General features: G+C 62.2%; 11 protein-coding genes. 5 read left to right on the top strand and 6 right to left on the bottom strand.

Annotated elements, in window-relative coordinates; all coding sequences use genetic code 11:
- The first annotated feature begins 42 nt into the window (after positions 1-42).
- Complete coding sequence (locus NVV93_RS16285; RefSeq protein WP_258251684.1) at positions 43-2,001, top strand: LuxR C-terminal-related transcriptional regulator; 1,959 nt, start codon at positions 43-45, stop codon at positions 1,999-2,001.
- A gap of 49 nt (positions 2,002-2,050) precedes the next feature.
- Here NVV93_RS16285 and NVV93_RS16290 read toward each other — a convergent pair whose 3' ends face one another.
- Positions 2,051-2,197, bottom strand: a complete 147-nt coding sequence (locus NVV93_RS16290; RefSeq protein ID WP_258251685.1) for a hypothetical protein — start codon at positions 2,195-2,197, stop codon at positions 2,051-2,053.
- Positions 2,198-2,264: 67 nt separating this feature from the next.
- Between NVV93_RS16290 and NVV93_RS16295 the strand changes: the two genes are divergently transcribed.
- Positions 2,265-3,485 (top strand): RtcB family protein, encoded by a 1,221-nt coding sequence (locus NVV93_RS16295; protein ID WP_258251686.1) that lies wholly within the window; start codon positions 2,265-2,267, stop codon positions 3,483-3,485.
- 86 nt (positions 3,486-3,571) lie between these two features.
- Here the strand turns inward: NVV93_RS16295 and gdhA are convergent, their stop codons facing one another.
- The gene (gene gdhA, locus NVV93_RS16300; RefSeq protein WP_258251687.1) at positions 3,572-4,909 is read right to left on the bottom strand and encodes an NADP-specific glutamate dehydrogenase; all 1,338 of its coding nucleotides are present in this window, start codon (positions 4,907-4,909) and stop codon (positions 3,572-3,574) included.
- A gap of 178 nt (positions 4,910-5,087) precedes the next feature.
- Positions 5,088-6,755: an energy-dependent translational throttle protein EttA gene (gene ettA / locus NVV93_RS16305; protein WP_258251688.1), complete on the bottom strand. Its 1,668-nt coding sequence runs from the start codon at positions 6,753-6,755 to the stop codon at positions 5,088-5,090.
- A 308-nt stretch (positions 6,756-7,063) separates the two neighbouring features.
- Here ettA and NVV93_RS16310 point away from each other — a divergent pair, with 308 nt between their 5' ends.
- From NVV93_RS16310 to NVV93_RS16320, 3 genes are all read left to right on the top strand, one after another.
- Positions 7,064-11,266, top strand: coding sequence for an EAL domain-containing protein (locus NVV93_RS16310; protein ID WP_375162895.1), 4,203 nt, complete (start codon positions 7,064-7,066; stop codon positions 11,264-11,266).
- Between the two features lie 123 nt (positions 11,267-11,389).
- On the top strand, positions 11,390-12,643 hold the full coding sequence (glyA, locus tag NVV93_RS16315) for a serine hydroxymethyltransferase (RefSeq protein ID WP_258251689.1): 1,254 nt from the start codon (positions 11,390-11,392) through the stop codon (positions 12,641-12,643).
- A gap of 98 nt (positions 12,644-12,741) precedes the next feature.
- On the top strand, positions 12,742-13,380 hold the full coding sequence (locus NVV93_RS16320) for a 3'-5' exonuclease (RefSeq protein WP_258251690.1): 639 nt from the start codon (positions 12,742-12,744) through the stop codon (positions 13,378-13,380).
- On the opposite strand, the gene yjiA is transcribed toward NVV93_RS16320, so the two are convergent.
- The 3 genes from yjiA to NVV93_RS16335 all read right to left on the bottom strand — a co-directional run bounded on the left by yjiA (position 13,377) and on the right by NVV93_RS16335 (position 16,794).
- The gene (gene yjiA / locus NVV93_RS16325; RefSeq protein ID WP_258251691.1) at positions 13,377-14,354 is read right to left on the bottom strand and encodes a GTPase; all 978 of its coding nucleotides are present in this window, start codon (positions 14,352-14,354) and stop codon (positions 13,377-13,379) included. The two genes, NVV93_RS16320 and yjiA, sit on opposite strands and share 4 nt — an antisense overlap.
- 98 nt (positions 14,355-14,452) lie before the next feature.
- Positions 14,453-14,656 carry a YbdD/YjiX family protein gene (locus NVV93_RS16330; RefSeq protein WP_258251692.1) on the bottom strand — a complete coding sequence of 68 codons (204 nt, stop codon included), beginning with the start codon at positions 14,654-14,656 and terminating at the stop codon, positions 14,453-14,455.
- Between the two features lie 71 nt (positions 14,657-14,727).
- Positions 14,728-16,794, bottom strand: coding sequence for a carbon starvation CstA family protein (locus NVV93_RS16335; RefSeq protein WP_258251693.1), 2,067 nt, complete (start codon positions 16,792-16,794; stop codon positions 14,728-14,730).
- Positions 16,795-16,911: the final 117 nt, after the last annotated feature.

Here is a 16,911-nt window from a genome sequence, read left to right on the forward strand (position 1 = left end):
CCTTCTCAATTGGCCTTTTCACCCAGCGAATTCGAAACCCTCGTGCATACCCTTGCGCCTGACTGGCAAAGCCGAGCCCGCGAGAGTCTATGGCAACAGACCCACGGCTGGTGCGCCGGGGTTCGCCTGCTGTTGAACGATCTCGACACGAATAGCAACTGGTCCTGGCTGCGTGCTTATCTGCAACGCGAACTGCTCGGAGTACTCAGCGACGAACAACGCGAGGTCCTGCTCTGCCTGGCGCACCTGCCACGCGCTTCTGCGGCACTGTGCGACAGTCTGTGGGAGGGCTTTAACGGCGGCGAAATCTTCCGCAGCTTGCTCGACCAGTCGCTGTTTGCTCCCGTTGAGCGAAGCGGTAGCTGGTACCGCCTAATTCCGTCCGTCGCACATATTCTGAGCAACGAACGCAGCGGCGCCGCGCTCACCCATCTGCGTCTGAAAGCCTGCCGAGAGTACGTCGCGATGGGCCTTATCGATGTAGGCATCGAACAGGCCGTGCTCGCGGGCCAACCGGAAACGGCGATCAGCCTGATGGATCGCCTCAAGTTCGACTGGATCTTCGCCGGCCGACATATCAAGACCTTGATGACTTGGCGCACCCAACTGCCTACGGCATTGTTGGAAAGTACCCCGCGCTTGATCGGCCTGAATACGCGCGCCCTGCTGTTCAACTGGCGGCTAAGCGAAGCGCAAACCTGCCTGGCAAAGCTCGGTAACTTTTTGCCCGAGGCAGACCCAACGCTCAACCGTCGTTTGCTGGCCAACTGGCAAGCGATGCGTGGCGCCATATATGGCTATTACGGCAACAGCAAAGACGCCAGCGAGTATTGTCAGGCGGCACTGGCCAACCTCGAGCCACGCGATTGGCGCGCCGCCTACCTCTGCTATTCGACACTGGCGCGGATGTCACTCATCAACGGCGCGCATAGCCGCGCCAGCATGCTTCTCGAACAAGCCACGGAGCAGGCACGACGCCAAGATTGCCTGGCTACCGAACTGCTGCTCAATACCGACCATATCTGCCTATATATGGTGCGTGGCGAGACCAGCAAAGCGAGTTTGCGTCTCGAAGAAAGCTTTCTGCTCCTGGAAAGTAATTCCGATGCACAGCACAGCCTCCTACTGGGACGTTTGCTGCTCTTGCGTGGAGAGCTGGAAATCCTGGCCGGCAACCTGGCCAGTGCAGAGCAGGCGCTGATGCAGGCGAAAAAACATACCCAGGCCAATGAGGACCCGGTGATTTTGCATGCGCTACTCGCGCTGGCTGAAGTCGCCGCCTGCCGCCAGGATTTCGAACTGGCCCGCCGTCACATCTTCGATGCCGAGCGGCGTATGCATTGCGGTAAAGTCCCGGCGAATCTCTATCAGATGGTCATCGACTATCAGCAAGCGCGCTTGCTGGTACGCGAAGGCGATTGGGGGCAGTTACTAACACTGGCGCGCAGCATGGAAACCAAGTGCCAAAGCCAACCCTTGCCGCAACTGCCTTTCGTCTCGCCCGCCCTGCGCCAGCGTTGCCAACTGCTGATGGCGATCGGCGAGCACAGCACCGGAAAGCACGAGGAGGTGCGTGCGCGATTACTGCGCCTGGCCAGCGAATGCGCAAACTTGCACTTCGCCCACCTATACCATGAAGTGCTCGCCGCGCTGGCCCGAGTGGAGTTCGAACTGGGCCGCATCGGCAACGATGCCTACCAAGTGGCCCTGCAGAAACTCGGTTCGCATAGCCTCATCCACGCCTGGCTGAAGCAAATACCCGCCCATAGTGCCGAGGCGACCAATGATGCGCAGCAGACAACACCACGCGTCGAGTTGACCCCCAAGGAGCTCGCGGTCCTGCAATTGCTTGCGGCCGGACTATCCAACCAGGAGATTGGCGACCATCTATTCATCTCGACCAACACCGTCAAAACCCACACCCGGCGCATCAACATGAAGCTCGGCGTGAAACGCCGAACCCAAGCAGTGATCCGGGCGCAGGCGATTGGCCTGCTGTGATGACAAGGTCCAGCGATTGCCGGGCCTCAGCGGGAGCTAACGCAGGGTTTCAGCTGGTGCGCGAGTGCCGATAAACCTCGGCATCGTCCAGCAGCGGGTCGCGGCCGATGTCATCAGGATCACGCATTTCCTCAATCTCGACACAGTCTGGATCGATGACTGGTTTGGGCAATTCAGTCGCGTGATCGGCGGACACGGGTCAAGCTGGTTTCGTCGGTCGCTGAGCGCACAATAGTGCCATGGCTCACTGACGGACTCGGCGTATGAAACAATCCACCTTCCAACTGCTCGAAGTCGCTGGCGGCAAGCCGATCAAACTGTGGACCGACGGTGTGCCGGTGGAAGACGAGGCGCGTCGACAACTGCAGAACACCGCCAAGCTGCCATTCATCTTCAAGCACATCGCAGTGATGCCCGACGTCCACGTTGGCAAGGGCTCGACCATCGGCAGCGTGATTCCTACGATCGGCGCGATCATCCCGGCCGCGGTCGGCGTCGATATCGGCTGCGGGATGATCGCCGCGCGCACTTCGCTGACGGCCGCCGACCTGCCGGACAACCTGCACGGCCTACGCCGCGCCATCGAGCAGGCAGTGCCGCACGGCAAGACTTTCGGCAAACACGACAGCGGCGCCTGGCAGCACGTACCGGGTCACGCCGACCAAGCCTGGAGGGCGCTGGCCGGGCGCTTCCGGCAGATCACCGACAAGTACCCGCGCCTGGAAAAGACCAACAACCGCAGCCACCTCGGCACCCTGGGCACCGGCAACCATTTCATCGAGGTCTGTCTCGACGAAGCGCAGTGCGTCTGGTTCATGCTGCACAGCGGCTCGCGTGGGGTCGGTAACGCGATTGGCACGCTGTTCATCGAACTGGCCCAGGCCGATATGCGCCAACACCTGGCCAATCTGCCGGACCGCGACCTGGCCTATTTCGAGGAAGGCAGCCGGCACTTCGCCGACTATGTGGAAGCCGTGGAGTGGGCACAGGACTTCGCTCGGCAGAATCGTGCGCTGATGATGCAGGCGGTGATCGGCGCCGCCCGTCAGGTGTTGCGCAAGCCGTTCGAGGCGGAACTGGAGGCGGTCAACTGCCATCACAACTACGTGCAGCGCGAACAGCACTTCGGTCGCGAGGTGCTGGTCACCCGCAAGGGCGCGGTGTCGGCGCAGCGCGGCCAATTGGGCATCATCCCCGGCAGCATGGGCACGCAGAGCTTCATCGTGCGCGGCTTGGGCAACGAAGAGGCGTTCTGCTCCTGCAGCCACGGCGCCGGGCGGGTGATGAGCCGCAGTCAGGCGAGGAAGCGCTTCTCACTGGAAGATCAAGTGCGCGCCACGGCGCATGTCGAATGCCGCAAGGATAAAGAGGTGATCGACGAGATCCCCATGGCCTACAAGAACATCGATGCGGTGATGGCGGCCCAGCGCGAGCTGGTCGAAGTGGTGCATACCCTGCGCCAGGTGGTCTGCGTAAAGGGTTAGCGCGAACGGTTACAGAAGCGGTTGGCGGCAAGGGTAACGCATAAAAAACGGGCCGCTAGGGGCCCGTTAGTCACAGCCTAGCAGGCTCAGACCACGCCTTGCGCCAGCATGGCATCGGCGACCTTAACGAAGCCGGCGATGTTAGCGCCCTTGACGTAATTGATCCGGCCATTCTCCTCGCCATGGTGCACACAGGCGTGGTGAATGTTCTGCATGATGCCGTGCAGACGCTGGTCGACTTCGCCGGCGGTCCAATGCAAACGCATGGCGTTCTGGCTCATCTCCAGGCCACTGGTGGCCACGCCGCCGGCGTTCGAGGCCTTGCCCGGCGCATAGAGAATGCCGGCCTCGACGAACAGGTCCACCGCCGCCAGGGTCGAGGGCATGTTGGCGCCTTCGGCGACGCAGATGCAGCCCGCCTTGAGCAGTGCCCGCGCGTCGTCGGCGTCCAACTCGTTCTGCGTCGCGCACGGCAGCGCAATGTCGCAGGCCAGGTGCCACGGCCGCTGGCCGGCGAAGAACTGCAGGCCGAAATGCTCGGCCATCTCGCTGATGCGCCCGCGCCGGACGTTCTTCAGGTCCATCAGGTAATCCCACTGCTCGGCAGTCAGACCGGCCTCGGCGAACAGCGTGCCCTCGGAGTCGGACAGCGAGATCACCTTGCCGCCCAGTTCCATGACTTTCTGCGCGGCGTACTGGGCGACGTTGCCCGAGCCGGAGATCGCCACGCGCTTGCCGTCGAAGCCCTGACCTTGGCGCTTGAGCATTTCCTGCGCGAAGTACACGCAGCCGTAGCCGGTCGCTTCGGGACGGATCAGGCTGCCACCGTAGGTCAGGCCCTTGCCGGTGAGCACCGAGGTGAACTCGTTGGACAGGCGCTTGTACTGGCCGAACAGGTAGCCGATCTCACGGCCACCGACGCCGATGTCGCCGGCGGGCACGTCGAGGTCTGCGCCGATATGGCGGTACAGCTCGCTCATGAACGACTGGCAGAAGCGCATCACCTCGCCCTCGCTCTTGCCCTTCGGATCGAAGTCCGAGCCGCCCTTGCCGCCGCCCATGGGCAGCGAGGTCAGCGAGTTCTTGAACACCTGCTCGAAGGCGAGGAACTTGAGCACGCCGAGGTTCACCGAGGGGTGGAAGCGCAGGCCGCCTTTGTAAGGGCCGATGGCGCTGCTCATCTGTACGCGGTAGCCACGGTTGACCCGCACCTTGCCCTGATCGTCGACCCACGGCACGCGGAACAGGATGGCCCGCTCCGGCTCGACGATACGTTCGACGATGCCGGCTTCAAGATAGTGCGGGCGGGCCTCGAGGAACGGCCACAGGCTGCGTAGCACCTCTTCCACCGCCTGATGGAACTCGGGCTGGTCAGGGTCGCGGCGCTTGAGCTGGGTGAGGAAAGCATCAACAGAAAGGGTCATGGCAAAGTACCGGCGTTGGACTGTCTTCTTTTTTGAGGCGCCGGACTCTAACAGGCTAAAAAGCACCTTCACAGTGCAGTGTGTCGCCTGGATGTATCTTTTTGGTGCGGATATATAAGCGAGCGAGGTTCAGCGGGCATAAAAAACGGGGCCCGCAGGCCCCGTCTCTAACTGCGCGTTACTGCGCCAGTTTCTTGTAGCGCACGCGGTGCGGCTGCGCCGCCGCTTCGCCGAGACGCTTCTTGCGATCGGCCTCGAACTCGGTGTAGTTACCCTCGAAGAAAGTCACCTGCGCGTCGTCCTCGTAGGACAGGATGTGCGTGGCGACGCGGTCGAGGAACCAGCGATCGTGAGAGATCACAATGGCCGCGCCCGGGAAGTCCAGCAGCGCCTCTTCCAGCGAACGCAGGGTTTCCACGTCGAGGTCGTTGGACGGCTCGTCGAGCAGCAGCACGTTGGCGCCTTCCTTGAGGGTCAGGGCCAGGTGCAGACGGCCGCGCTCACCACCGGAGAGGTCCTTGACGAACTTCTGCTGATCGCCGCCCTTGAAGTTGAAACGCCCGACGTAAGTGCGCGACGGCACCTCGTAGCTGCCGATCTTGATCATGTCGGAACCGCCGGAAACGGCTTCCCATACGCTCTTGCCACCATCGAGGTCATCGCGGCTCTGATCGACACAGGCCAGCTGCACGGTTTCACCGACTTCGATGCTGCCGGAATCCGGTTGTTCCTTGCCCATCAGCATGCGGAACAGCGTCGATTTACCGGCACCGTTACCGCCGATCACGCCGACGATGGCGCCTTTCGGCATGCTGAACGACAGGTCGTCGATCAGGACGCGGTCACCATAGCTTTTGCGTACGTTCTTGAACTCGATGACCTTGTCGCCCAGGCGCGGACCAACCGGGATGTAGATCTCGTTGGTTTCGCTGCGCTTCTGGAATTCCTGCGACTGCATTTCTTCGAAACGCTGCAGACGCGCCTTGGACTTCGACTGACGGGCCTTGGCGCCTTTGCGCACCCACTCCAGCTCGTCCTTCATGGCCTTTTCATGGGCCGACTGCTGCTTGGATTCCTGTGCCAGGCGGTTGGATTTCGCCTCCAGCCAGCCGGAATAGTTGCCCTCGTAAGGAATACCGGCACCGCGGTCGAGTTCGAGAATCCAGCCGGCGACGTTGTCGAGGAAGTACCGGTCGTGGGTAATCGCCACCACGGTACCGGGGAAGTCGTGGAGGAAGTGCTCCAACCAGGCCACCGAGTCGGCGTCCAGGTGGTTGGTCGGCTCGTCGAGCAGGAGCATGTCCGGCGCCGACAGCAGCAGGCGGCACAGCGCCACGCGGCGCTTCTCACCACCGGAAAGGTGCACCACCTTGGCGTCCCAGGCCGGCAGGCGCAGGGCATCGGCGGCAACTTCCAGCTGGCGCTCGAGGTTGTGGCCGTCGGCGGCCTGCAGGATGGCTTCCAGCTTGCCTTGCTCGGCGGCCAGCTTGTCGAAGTCGGCATCCGGCTCGGCATAGGCGGCGTAGACCTCGTCGAGACGCGCCTGGGCGTTCTTGATATGGCCGACCGCTTCTTCGACGACTTCACGCACGGTCTTTTCCGGGTCGAGCTGCGGTTCCTGTGGCAGGTAACCGATGTTCAGCTCCGGCATCGGCCGCGCTTCACCGTTAAATTCAGTGTCGACGCCCGCCATGATTTTCAGCAGGGTGGATTTGCCCGAGCCGTTCAAGCCGAGCACGCCGATCTTGGCGCCGGGGAAGAACGACAGGGAGATGTTCTTGAGGATTTCCCGCTTCGGCGGCACAACTTTGCCGAGCCGATGCATGGTGTAGACGTATTGAGCCATTGGAGAAACCTAGGTGACTTGGTGAAAGAAATGGCGGGAACGCGCCTGACCGGCGGTTGCGCGATGCTCGATGTCCAATTGCACCCTGAGGCGAATAGGCCAAGCATTCTGGCGCACCGTTTGCCTCGCCAATACCAGTGCTCCCGCGCGTGCGGCAAAGCTACCGGATTGTACCGGACAGGGCAAACCGTCACACGTCAGGCAGGCTGGCACTTGGCCATTTTTCGAGGCATGCTACCCAGTCCGCGCTCAATTCCTGAATTTGCGCGGCGTACCTGCCTTAATCAGCAGTCTTTTCAGGATTTTTCGTGTCCAAGCCTGAGCCCACCACTGAGTTTCGTACGTTCGGCGATATCGCCGCACGTTCGCGTGCGCCGGTGAAGGGCGCGCTGTGGCTGCTGCTGGTGCTGATTCTTGGTGTGTTGGGCTGGCAGTTGCAGCAGGATTTCAGCCAGCGCCTGGACAACCAGCGCCAGCGCAGCCAGGAATACAGCGTGCAACTGGCCAATCACATGGCCCTGAGCATGCAGCTCAAGGCCGATGCCGGCCTCGCCCTGTTCCGCCAAATAGATTTGTCACCGAGCGCCGATGAGCGACTACTGAACCATTTACGGGAAGTTTTCCCGGCCCTGCACAGCCTGGTCTGGCTGACCACGAACGGGCGCATCCTGGCCGACAGCGCAGGCGCGTCTGGCGATCAAGCGCTTCTTCATGACTTACCTGCCTCGCTTGGCGATCGGCCCTATCACGTGACCCTCAGCGCATTGGCCGACGGCCAGCTGTATCTGACCCTGCGTCAGGGCGAGCCCCGTGCGCCGTCCGGCTACTGGGTGGTCCGCGGCGGACTGGAAAGTATCCAGAGCACCTTGAATGCCTTCAAACAGGGCAACCATCGCTGGCTAATCGAAGATCGCCACTCGCAGCGGGTGGTGTTGCGCTGGATTGGCGATCGCCTGGAAATCAGCAATACCCCGCTGACCGCCGAGGAGCAGCGCCAGAGTCTGCCAGCCATTCCCCTGGCCGGCACCGACTGGCAGTTGCGCTCGCTGTTCGATGAACGGCAGGCCGCCGCCGAACTGCTGCCTACCTTCAGCGGCCAGCTGTGGCTGCTGGTCATCTGCATGCTGCTCGCCACCTTCGCGCTGCTCTATCTACACCGCTCGCAGCGCGGTCTGCAGGCGCAGAACATGGCCTCGCAACGCGAGCTGCAACGCGCCGATAGCGTACTGCGGTCGATTGAGGAATGTGTGCTGACTACCGATCATGTCGGCCGCATCCGCTATCTCAACCCACAGGCCGAACAATTGTTCGGCCTGTCCAGCGGTGCAAGCACAGACAAACCGATCACCGATCTGCTGCCGGGCCTCGCCGCACTGATCGAGGACAGCCAGAGCAGCGTCGAGCCGCAAACCTTCAGCCGTGACGGCGAGCCGCGATTGTTCGCCATCAGCCGTAGCCTGCTCGACGATCAGGGCTATGTCTGGGTGTTGCGCGACATCACCGAACGGCGCCGCGCCCAGCAGGCGCAAGATGAAGCGCAACGCCGCTATCAGGACATTTTCCAGGGCTGCGGCATCGCCCTGTGCGTACTCGATCTGGCCCAGCTGCACGAGTATCTGCGCCAGCAAAACCTGCGCAGCAGCGCGGATTTGCAGCGCTGGGTGCAGGCGCACCCCGAGCGCCATGCGCAACTGATGCAAGCCATCCGCTTCAGCGATGCCAATGAGGTCGCCCTGCGTCTGCTCGGGGTGGATTCGCTCGATCAGGTTTGGCGACAACTGATCGGCCACCGCGCGCTGCAGCCCGACGGCATCCGCTATCAACTGCTCGCCGCGGTGCTCGACGGACGCCCGCAGCTTGAAATGGAAAGCCGCATCGTCACGCGCCTGGGCCATGAGCGTCACCTGTGGCTGTTGTTGCGCTTGCCCGATAGCAGCCAGGGCCATCATGCGGTGACCTTGAGCATCAACGACATCACCAGCCGCAAGCGCATCGAACTGTCGCTGATCGAGCGCGAGGCGTTCTGGTCAGAAGTGGTGCGCAGCCTGCCGGATACCTTGTATGTGCATGACATCAGCAATCGCCGGGTGCTGTTCCACAACCACCGTCTGGGACCGGATTTGGGTTACAGCAAGCCCGAGTTGCGAGTCATGGGCGAGCGCATGTGGGAAAAGATCCTGCACCCCGACGACCAGGAGCTGTACCAAAGCATGCGCAGCCTGCAGCAGGTGCTCGGCAAGGGTCAGTTGCTGACCTGCCAGTTGCGCTGGCGTCATCGCGATGGCAGCTGGCATTGGTTCGATATCCGTGAACAGGCGCTCAGCCATGACTCAAACGGTCGGGTCAGCCGCCTGATTGGGGTCGCCAAGGACATCACCGAGCAGATCGAAGCCAGCCAATTGCTGCAGGCCGGCGAGCAGCGCTACCGGCTATTGGCGGAAAGCATCAGCGACGTGATTTTCTCTACCGATAATCAGCTGCAGCTCAGCTACATCAGCCCCTCAGCGGTAGGTATGTTCGGCTACAGCATCGAGCGACTGCGCAGCACCGGGTTTGCCCCGGCGCTGGCCAACCCGCAACAGCTCGACAGCGTCCACGCCCTGCTCGAACAAGTACGCCAGGCGCTTGGGCACCCGCAACGCCTGGCCGAATTGCGCCGCCAACTACCGACCCAACTTTTGACCCTCGACTGTCTGCGCGCTGACGGCCGCAAGATTCCCGTGGAGCTGCGCCTGAGCCTGATGTGGGACACCCACGGTGCCTTCGAGGGTTTGCTCGGGATGATCCGCGACATCAGCCAGCAGCGTCACGCCGAAAAAGAACTGCGCATGGCGGCCACGGTGTTCGAGCACTCCACCTCGGCGATCCTGGTCACCGATCCGGCCGGCTATATCGTCCAGGTCAACGAGGCGTTCACTCGGGTCAGCGGCTATCCGGCGGCCGAGGTGCTCGATCAACTGCCGGGCATGCTGACTGCCGATCGCCAGCAAGCCCAGCAGCTGCACTATGTGCTCGCCCAGCTCAACCTGCAGGGCAGCTGGGAAGGCGAACTGTGGCTCAAGCGGCGCAACGGCGAACCCTTCCCATCCTGGGTTGGGATTACCGCAGTGCAGGATGCCGAAGGCGATCTGGTCAGCTACGTGTGCTTCTTCAGCGACATCAGCGAGCGCAAGGCCAGCGAGCAACGCATCCACCGCCTGGCCTATTACGACGCGCTGACCCTACTGCCCAACCGCACACTGTTCCAGGACCGTCTGCACACCGCTTTGCAGCATGCCGAACGGCATCGCGAATGGGTGGTACTGATGTTCCTCGATCTGGACCGTTTCAAACCGATCAACGATTCCCTCGGCCATGCCGCCGGCGATCGCATGCTCAAGGATGTGGCGGTGCGCCTGGCCGCCTGCGTCGCCGAAGACGACACTGTGGCGCGCATGGGCGGCGACGAGTTCACCCTGCTGCTGCAACCACGCAGTACCCGCGAAGGGGCGCTGAACCGCGCAGTGCATGTGGCCGAGCTGATTCTCGCCAGCCTGGCGCGGCCGTTCATTCTCGAAGGACGGGAGTTCTTCGTCACCGCCAGTATCGGCGTCGCGCTCAGCCCGCAAGACGGCAAAGAACTCAGCCATCTGATGAAAAACGCCGATACGGCGATGTACCACGCCAAGGAGCGCGGCAAGAACAACTTCCAGTTCTATCAGGCGGCCATGAACGCCAGCGCGCTGGAGCGCCTGGAGCTGGAAAGCGACTTGCGCCATGCGCTCGAGCAAAACGAATTCGTCCTCTATTACCAGCCACAATTCAGCGGCAACGGCCGCCGCCTGACCGGCGCCGAAGCCCTGCTGCGCTGGCAGCATCCGCGCCGTGGGTTGGTGCCGCCCGGCGATTTCATTCCGGTCCTGGAAGAACTCGGCCTGGTGGTGCAAGTCGGCGACTGGGTGCTTGGCGAAGCCTGCCGGCAGATCAAGGCCTGGCAAAAGGCCGGGATTCGGGTACCGAAGATTGCCGTGAACCTGTCGGCCCGGCAGTTCAGCGAAGGCCATCTGGATCAACAGATCGCCTTGATCCTCGAGGAAACCCGGGTGCCGCCGGCATGTCTGGAGTTGGAGCTCACCGAGAGCATCCTGATGCGCGACGTGCAGGCCACCCTGGAGACGCTGATGGATCTCAAGCGCCTCGGCGTGTCGATTGCAGTCGACGACTTCGGTACCGGCTATTCCTCGCTCAACTACCTCAAACAGTTCCCTATCGACGTGCTGAAAATCGACCGCAGCTTTGTCGACGGCCTGCCCAGCGGCGACCAGGATGCGCAGATCGCCCGCGCAATCATCGCCATGGCCCATAGCCTGAACCTGGCGGTGATCGCCGAAGGTGTGGAGAGCTACGCGCAGCTGGAATTCCTTCGCGAGCACCAGTGCGACGAGGTGCAGGGCTATCTGTTCGGCAAGCCAATGCCGGCCAACCAATTCGCCGCGCAGTACGGCGGCGCCGCGCTATTCATCTTCGAATAGCCAGCGCGCGCCTTGAGTTCCGCTCGTCTGCGACGTGATTGCCTTTCATATGCCAGGCCGAAGCGGATGGGTTAGAATCCGCTCCCTCCTTTAACCGCCCAGCTGATTTTTCAGGGGATTGCCATGTTCAGCCGTGATTTGACTCTCGCCAACTACGATGCCGACTTGTTCGCCGCGATGGAGCAAGAAGCCCAGCGCCAGGAAGAGCATATCGAGCTGATCGCCTCGGAAAACTACACCAGCCCGGCGGTGATGGAAGCGCAAGGTTCGGTGCTGACCAACAAGTACGCCGAAGGCTATCCGGGCAAGCGTTACTACGGTGGCTGCGAGTACGTCGACGTGGTCGAGCAACTGGCCATCGACCGCGCCAAGCAACTATTCGGCGCCGATTATGCCAACGTCCAGCCGCACGCCGGTTCGCAAGCCAACAGCGCGGTCTACCTGGCCCTGCTGCAGGCTGGCGACACCATCCTCGGCATGAGCCTGGCCCACGGCGGTCACCTGACCCACGGCGCCAGCGTCAGCTCCTCCGGCAAGCTGTACCACGCCGTGCAATACGGCATCGACGGTAACGGCCTGATCGACTACGACGAAGTCGAGCGTCTGGCTGTCGAGCACAAGCCGAAGATGATCGTCGCCGGCTTCTCCGCTTATTCGCAGGTGCTGGACTTCCCGCGCTTCCGCGCGATCGCCGACAAAGTCGGGGCCTACCTGTTCGTCGACATGGCCCACGTGGCCGGCCTGGTTGCCGCTGGCGTGTACCCGAACCCGGTACCGTTCGCCGACGTGGTCACCACCACCACCCACAAGACCCTGCGCGGTCCGCGTGGCGGCCTGATCCTCGCTCGCAAGAACGAAGAAATCGAGAAGAAGCTCAACTCCGCCGTCTTCCCGGGCGCCCAGGGCGGTCCGCTGGAGCACGTCATTGCCGCCAAGGCGGTGTGCTTCAAGGAAGCCCTGCAGCCGGAGTTCAAGACCTACCAGCAGCAGGTCGTGAAGAACGCCCAGGCGATGGCCAGCGTGTTCATCGAGAACGGCTTCGACGTGGTTTCCGGCGGTACCGAGAACCACCTGTTCCTGCTCAGCCTGATCAAGCAGGACATCACCGGTAAAGACGCCGACGCCGCCCTGGGTCGCGCGTTCATCACCGTGAACAAGAACTCGGTGCCGAACGACCCGCGCTCGCCGTTCGTGACTTCCGGCCTGCGCATTGGCACTCCAGCCGTGACCACTCGCGGCTTCAAAGAAGCCGAGTGCCGCGTTCTGGCTGGCTGGATCTGCGAGATCCTCGCCAACATGGGCGACGAGTCGGTAGTCGACCGCGTGCGTGAGCAGGTCAAAGCCGTGTGCGCCAAGTTCCCGGTGTACGGCAAGTAAGCCTTTCCGCGACATAAAAATGCCCGGCCAAGTGCCGGGCTTTTTTATACCTGACCTTTGCCGTAGGGTGCGGCGTACCGCGTCCGAAGAAGAATGCAATGAGCACGGATCACCCGCCAAAGCCCACGCGTCGCCACCTCGAACGCCCGAGCAAGGAGCAGATCAAGCTGCTGCCGTCATTCGACGCCCTTCCGTTGCAGCACATCCACTTACTGCGCACGCCGGCAGACTTTGCCTTCGCCCTGGCGCAATTGCGTAACGAACCGTTCATCGGCTTCGATACCGAGTCCAAGCCCTGTTTCACCAGCGATGCACCCCGCACCGGCCCGCATGTCCTGCAGTTCGCCACCCGCGACAAGGCGTTCATCGTTCAACTGAACGCCAATCCACCACTCGACTTTCTTCGCGAGGTGATCGAGTCGCAGCGCATGGTCAAAGTCGGTTTCGGCCTCAAGTCCGACCGAGGCCCACTCCAGCGCAAGCTGGGACTGAAGCTCGGCGCCGCGGTCGATCTGGCGAGCGGCATTCGCAGGCTCGGCTACAAGCAGGCGGTCGGCGTACGTACAGCGGTCGCCATCGCCCTGGGCAGGCAACTGCGCAAATCCAAATCGGCCACCACCTCCAACTGGGCGGCCACGCACCTCTCCGATAACCAGGTGCAGTACGCGGGGGAAGACGCCTTTGCGGCGCTGGCGGTGTTTTATGCGCTCGGCATGGGCGACGACCAGCCTATTTAGCCAGCGACCTCGGCAAAACCCTGGCGAATCTGCTCTTCCGGCAGACTGTCACCGATGAACACCATCACGCTTTCACGTGGCTCGTCGGCGCCCCACTCGCTGTCCCAATCGAACCCGTAGAGCTTGAGCACGCCTTGAAAGACCAGGCGGCGCGGTTCGCCGGCGATGCTCAGCACGCCCTTGTAGCGCAGCAGCGATTTACCGTGCTGCTCAAGCAACTGGTTCATGAACTCACTGAGCTTGTCCAAGTCCAGCGCTTGATCGCTGCGCAGAACCAAGGTGCCGATTCGGTCCGCTCCCTGCCCCGCCGGCACCACCGGTCGCAGGCTGATAGCCGCCGCGCCTACATCGGCGTTCAGGTTGAAGCCGCGCACATCGAGGAGCTCGGCCAGATCAATACGGCCATGCTCGACCACACGAATCTGCGCCTGCCGATTGATCCGCGACAATCGCAGACTCAGCGCCTCGACCTGGGCAGCATCGACCAGATCGGTCTTGCTCAGCAACAGACGGTCGGCGAAACCGACCTGTGCCTGGGCGATGGCTTCCTGCAAATGGATGTCGGCATGCGCGGCATCCACCAGAGTGATGATGCCGTCGAGCACATAGCGCTCGCGCAGCTCCTCGTCGACGAAAAAGGTCTGCGCCACCGGGGCCGGATCGGCCAGGCCAGTGCACTCGATCACCAGGCGATCGAAGGCGATGGCGCCGCTATCCAAGCGCTCGAGCAGCAACAACAACGCGCGCTCCAGGTCGCCATGGATGCTGCAGCACACGCAGCCATTGGCAAGCGTCAGCACTTCTACCGGCTGGTCGCCAAGCAACTGGCTATCGATGCCGGATTCAGCGAATTCGTTTTCGATCACGGCGAGCTTCAGGCCGTGCTCGGCTTCGAGCAGATAGCGCAACAAGGTGGTCTTGCCGGCACCGAGAAAGCCGCTGAGCACGGTGACGGGAATGGGCAGATGGGACATAGGGATTCCTGCAGGTTCAGCTGTCGGGCTACCAACTCAGCCCGACCTGGTAATGAAAAACGCCACGACTAAGCGTGGCGCGGGGGTCGAGCTGGGGCTCAACAACAGCGGATTGGTCGACCTTTACCGCCGCCGTAGCGGGCTTCCTGGCGTTCGCGGAAGAACTCCTCATAGGTCATTACCGGCAGATCAGGGTGGGTCTTGTGCATGTGCTCGACGTAGTTGTCGTAGTCCGGCATACCCACCATCAGGCGGGCGGCCTGGCCCAGGTATTTACCCAATCGACTGAGGTCATTGAACATCGCGGCGTACCTTAGGTGATGCGGCCGTTAGATGAATGCGGTACCCGCCAAGTGGCGGATACCGCAGCCTATTACGCCTCAGGAATCGGTTGGAACGGCGCTTCCCGATCCGTCCTTTCGGCCTTCGACAGCGCCCGGATCCCAGTCTTGATGGCAAACAGCAGCACGCTGAAGACCACCAACAGGAACAGCGCTGTGAGCGTCGCGTTGGTGTAGGCGTTGAAGATCACATGCTGCATCTGAGCGATGTCCTTGGCTGGCGCCAGCACCTGACCGGCAGCCAGGGCATCGCTGTATTTCTGGCCGAGGGCGACGAAACCGACCGCCGGATTCGGATCGAACAGCTTGATCAGCCCTGCCGCGGTGGTGCAGATCAGCAGCCACAGCGCCGGCAACAGAGTCACCCACACGTAGCGCTGACGCTTCATCTTGATCAGGACCACGGTGCCGAGCATCAACGCAATACCGGCGAGCATCTGGTTGGAAATGCCGAACAGCGGCCACAAGGTGTTGATGCCACCCAACGGGTCGATCACGCCTTGATAGAGCAGCCAACCCCACAGCGCCACACAACCGGCGGTAGCAACCACGTTGGCGCCCCAGGATGCGGTATTGCTCAGCGCGGGCACGAAGCTGCCCAGCAAGTCCTGGAGCATGAAGCGTCCAGCACGCGTACCGGCATCGACGGCAGTGAGGATGAACAGGGCCTCGAACAGGATTGCGAAGTGGTACCAGAACGCCATGGTGTTCTCACCCGGCAACACCTGGTGAAGGATGTGCGCGATCCCCACTGCCAGGGTCGGCGCCCCGCCGGCGCGGGCGAGGATGGTGTTCTCGCCGATGTCCTTGGCGGTGGCCGTGAGCATTTCAGGCGTGACGGCGAAGCCCCAACTGCTGATGGTCGCCGCCACGCTGGTGACGTCGGCACCGACGACCGCGGGCGGGCTGTTCATCGCGAAATAGATCCCCGGTTCGATCACCGACGCGGCGACCATGGCCATGATGGCGACGAAGGATTCCATCAGCATGCCGCCGTAGCCGATGTAGCGCGCATGCGACTCGTTGGCGAGCAACTTCGGCGTGGTGCCGGAAGAAATCAGCGCGTGGAAACCGGACACCGCGCCACAAGCGATGGTGATGAACAGGAATGGGAACATCGTGCCTTTCCACACCGGCCCGGTACCGTCGACGAACTGGGTCAGCGCCGGCATTTTCAGCTCAGGCATAACGATCAGGATGCCGATCGCCAGGGCGATGATGGTGCCGATTTTCAGGAAGGTCGACAGGTAGTCGCGCGGCGCGAGAATCAGCCATACCGGCAACACCGCGGCGACGAAACCGTAGCCGATCAGCATCCAGGTGATTTGCACGCCCGTAAAGGTGAAGCGCGGCCCCCACACCGGGTCAGCGGCAACTACCCCGCCCAGCCAGATCGATCCAAGCAAGAGCAGCACGCCAACCACTGAGATTTCGCCAATCCGGCCTGGGCGGATGTAACGCATGTAGACGCCCATGAACATCGCGATGGGGATGGTCGCCATCACCGTGAACATGCCCCATGGGCTTTCCGCGAGGGCCTTGACCACGATCAGCGACAACACCGCGAGGATAATGATCATGATCAGGAAGCAGCCGAACAGCGCGATGGTGCCGGGAATCCGCCCCATTTCCTCACGGACCATCTCGCCTAGCGAGCGGCCGTCGCGGCGAGTGGACATGAACAGCACCATGAAGTCCTGCACGGCACCGGCCAGCACCACGCCGGCGATCAGCCACAAGGTGCCGGGCAGATAGCCCATCTGGGCGGCCAACACCGGCCCCACCAGTGGTCCCGCGCCGGCGATGGCGGCGAAGTGGTGACCGAACAGCACATGCTTGTTGGTCGGCACATAGTCCAGACCGTCGTTATGCAAGACCGCAGGAGTCGCGCGGGTGGGGTCCAGCTTCATCACCTTTTCGGCAATGAACAGGCTGTAATAGCGGTAGGCAACCAGATAGATGGCGATGGCCGCCACCACGATCCAGAGCGCATTGATGGCTTCGCCACGGCGCAGAGCCACGACCCCCAGGGCACAGGCACCGACTATGGCCAGCACCACCCAGGGAATATGGCGCATAACGCTGTTGTTATTATTCATGGAGAGCTCCAAACGGAAGGACTGACAGGCTGCCGCGTAAGTCTAGACTTGTCTCCGACAAACAACTATCAGACCTTGGTATAGAGCCTGCGCAGCGCTGTTTCAGTGCATAAAAAA

The organism is Pseudomonas sp. LS44 (assembly GCF_024730785.1).
Classification (GTDB): Bacteria; Pseudomonadota; Gammaproteobacteria; order Pseudomonadales; family Pseudomonadaceae; genus Aquipseudomonas.

Bases quoted from the DNA above. Each gene is read 5' to 3' on its own strand.
- NVV93_RS16295 (WP_258251686.1), top strand. From the start codon at position 2,265: ATGAAACAATCCACCTTCCAACTGCTCGAAGTCGCTGGCGGCAAGCCG.
- gdhA (WP_258251687.1), bottom strand. From the start codon at position 4,909: ATGACCCTTTCTGTTGATGCTTTCCTCACCCAGCTCAAGCGCCGCGAC.
- ettA (WP_258251688.1), bottom strand. From the start codon at position 6,755: ATGGCTCAATACGTCTACACCATGCATCGGCTCGGCAAAGTTGTGCCG.
- glyA (WP_258251689.1), top strand. From the start codon at position 11,390: ATGTTCAGCCGTGATTTGACTCTCGCCAACTACGATGCCGACTTGTTC.
- NVV93_RS16320 (WP_258251690.1), top strand. From the start codon at position 12,742: ATGAGCACGGATCACCCGCCAAAGCCCACGCGTCGCCACCTCGAACGC.
- yjiA (WP_258251691.1), bottom strand. From the start codon at position 14,354: ATGTCCCATCTGCCCATTCCCGTCACCGTGCTCAGCGGCTTTCTCGGT.
- NVV93_RS16330 (WP_258251692.1), bottom strand. From the start codon at position 14,656: ATGTTCAATGACCTCAGTCGATTGGGTAAATACCTGGGCCAGGCCGCC.
- NVV93_RS16335 (WP_258251693.1), bottom strand. From the start codon at position 16,794: ATGAATAATAACAACAGCGTTATGCGCCATATTCCCTGGGTGGTGCTG.